The 2,756-nt window shown below is 37.8% G+C and carries 2 protein-coding genes and 1 pseudogene; 1 reads left to right on the top strand and 2 read right to left on the bottom strand.

Annotated features, from left to right (window positions below):
• Both VLZ86_RS05145 and VLZ86_RS05150 read right to left on the bottom strand, forming a co-directional pair.
• Positions 1-882, bottom strand: an 882-nt coding sequence (locus VLZ86_RS05145) for a TAT-variant-translocated molybdopterin oxidoreductase (RefSeq protein WP_325449412.1), incomplete at its 3' end; no start/stop codon positions are given.
• 69 nt (positions 883-951) lie between these two features.
• Positions 952-2,247 (bottom strand): c-type cytochrome, encoded by a 1,296-nt coding sequence (locus tag VLZ86_RS05150; protein ID WP_325449414.1) that lies wholly within the window; start codon positions 2,245-2,247, stop codon positions 952-954.
• A gap of 277 nt (positions 2,248-2,524) precedes the next feature.
• Between VLZ86_RS05150 and VLZ86_RS05155 the strand changes: the two are divergent.
• Positions 2,525-2,756: pseudogene (locus tag VLZ86_RS05155) on the top strand (hypothetical protein); the annotation flags it as partial.

The following is a 2,756-nucleotide window of genomic DNA, read 5'->3' on the forward strand; positions in this document are numbered from 1 at the left end:
AGCATTCGCACCTGTTAGAGACATATTCGCTTCTATTTGAATATGTCTTGACATTTTTCCGTCTGTAGGAACACGACCTTTGGCATATCCTGATTCAAACCCGCCACCTTGCCAATCTCCAAGGAAATCAGCACCCACCGATACAATCGTTGAAGCTTTAGAAAAATCATAATTCGCTAATGCGCGTTCTCCATATTTAGCTTGAAAAGCATCTAATGCAGTAGATTCAGAAACAGCATCATAAATCACATGGCGCACATTGCCATATTTCTCTTTAAATGCAGAAATAACCTTGCTTGTAGATGGGCTGGCAAAAGTTTGTGTCAAAAGCACGATGTCTTTGCCTGAATTCATCACTTCAGTAAGTTTCTGAGTCGTTTCAGAATCAAATGTTTCCCAGGAAATGTCCGAACCCTCTTTTTGAGGTCCCTTTACTCTTAAACTATCGTATAACCCTAAAATTGACGCATGAACTCTGGCATTAACCCCACCTTGTGAAGTGGCCAAATCGTTATTCTCTATTTTAATTGGTCGCCCTTCACGAGTTTTCACTAATACACTTGCGAAATCAAAACCATCAGCAATTGTTGTAGCGTAGTAATTAGACACACCTGGAATGATTTCTTCGGGCTGTACAACGTAAGGGATGGATTTAATAACCGGTCCTTCACAAGCCGCTAAAGATGCCGCGGCTGTACTGAAACCAACATATTTTAAGAAATCACGACGTGTTGTTGAAGACGATTCCAAACTGGATTTGTTGCCTAAAAATTCGTCTGTAGGAATTTCTTCAACAAATTCTCTTTGTTTAAGCGCCTCAACAATAGAGCTATCTGTGTTTAGCTCTTCAACACTTTTCCAGTATTTCTTGTTTGATGACATATTCTTTAATAGTTATTAGTTGATAGCTAGTGGTTTTTAATCAAAACCAGTTACTGTATCTTTAATTTATTAATAATGACATTTACCACATTCTAAACCTCCCATTTGCGCAACGGTAAGTCTCTCAACACCATATTTCTTGGATAATTGCTCGTGAATTTTGGTGTAATATTCATTATTCTCAATTTTCACATCGGTCGTTCTATGACAATCAATACACCATCCCATGGTCAATGGAGCAAACTGAGACATGATTTCCATTGTCTCTACCGGACCATGACAGGTTTGACATTCAATACCCCCAACGGTTACGTGTTGTGCGTGATTGAAATAGGCAAAGTCAGGCAGATTATGAATACGGATCCACTTTACAGGCTGTGGCTCTCCTGTGTATTTTTGTTCGTCCACACTCCAACCGGTAGCTGCATATAATTTTTGAATCTCTTCGTTATAATCAACACCATAGGTTTTACCCTCTGCAAAGGTTTCTTCTGAGACTTCAGAAATAGATTTATGACAATTCATACACACGTTCAATGAAGGTATGCCAGAAGTTTTACTTACGCGAGCAGAAGAGTGGCAGTATTTACAATCAATACCGTTGTCTCCAGCGTGAATTCTATGTGAATAATGGATGGGCTGCACCGGCTCATAACCTTGATCCACTCCTATTTGCATGAAATAGCCGTATACAAAATAGGCACTGGTCAGCAATAATAAAATAACCGTAACCAACACCAAGAATTGATTTTGAACAAAAGCTCTCCAAATAGACGGTTTTTTATCGTCTTCAACAATAACACCTTTAGCTTCAGCAAAACGATTTAAAGTACGTCTTACAAGAACTAAAGCCATAGCCAACAAACCAAACAACAAAGCTAATGCACCTAGAATTAATTGATTTGATGTTCCAGATCCTCCGCTTTGAGCACCAGTTGCCTCTGAACCAGCCGCTACAGGCGTAGGAGCCTTTTTCTCTTCAGCAGTATAAGCCAAAATATCACTGATATCCTGATCCGACAACTGCGGAAACGGCATCATTGGCAATTGGTTGTATTCGTTATAAATTTTATTGGCGTAAGCATCACCAGATTTAATAAGTCCAGCACTATTGTGAATCCAAGCAGTTAACCATGCTCTGTCAAGACCCTCTTCATCTGCTAATTTTTGTTCAATGTTACGAAGCGGTGGCCCCGTCATTGGTCCATCTAATTTGTGACATGCAGCACAGTTGGCATTATATAATGTTTTCCCTTTGGCAGGATCTCCCTCTTGGGCTTGAACCGATGCTGAAAACGCAAGTAAAATAAAAAGCCCTAAACGAAGAAATTTAGTGGCCAATTTACAGTGTATCACCTGTTTCATATTATTAGTTGAATTATCTTCCAATCTTTGGTACGATTTTTTCATTAAAAAGAAAAAAATACGGTTATAAAATCACTCGCAAAAGTAATACTTAAAGTCGATTTTAGAAATGTTACAGAAGTGTTAATTGATAATTTATAAACATTCTAAATAATAAAATATCGGTTATTTAGTTTATTGTTTTCATATAAGCACATTACAAATTAATTTTGATATTTTTGCCGGATAAGAATGGCTTAAAAAAATTCATTTTTACATAAATGAGATCATTCTCCTAATGAATACACACATCATGATGAAACCTATATTAAGATTATCCTTTATTGCCCTGGCTTTTTTTACGGCAACAATTTCAGTTAATGCGCAAGAAGGACTTGTAACTATTGATCAACCTAAAGATATTGACAGACTTCTAGAATTCAAGAAGGATTCACGCAATACGATTGATGCATTTGTCATCCAAGTGTACAACGGTTCGCGTGGTGGCGCTCAAGCTGCCAAAAGTGACG

Origin of the sequence: Gelidibacter sp. (assembly GCF_035515035.1) — a bacterium.
Taxonomy (GTDB): domain Bacteria; phylum Bacteroidota; class Bacteroidia; order Flavobacteriales; family Flavobacteriaceae; genus Gelidibacter.

Bases quoted from the DNA above. Each gene is read 5' to 3' on its own strand.
- VLZ86_RS05150 (WP_325449414.1), bottom strand. From the start codon at position 2,247: ATGAAACAGGTGATACACTGTAAATTGGCCACTAAATTTCTTCGTTTA.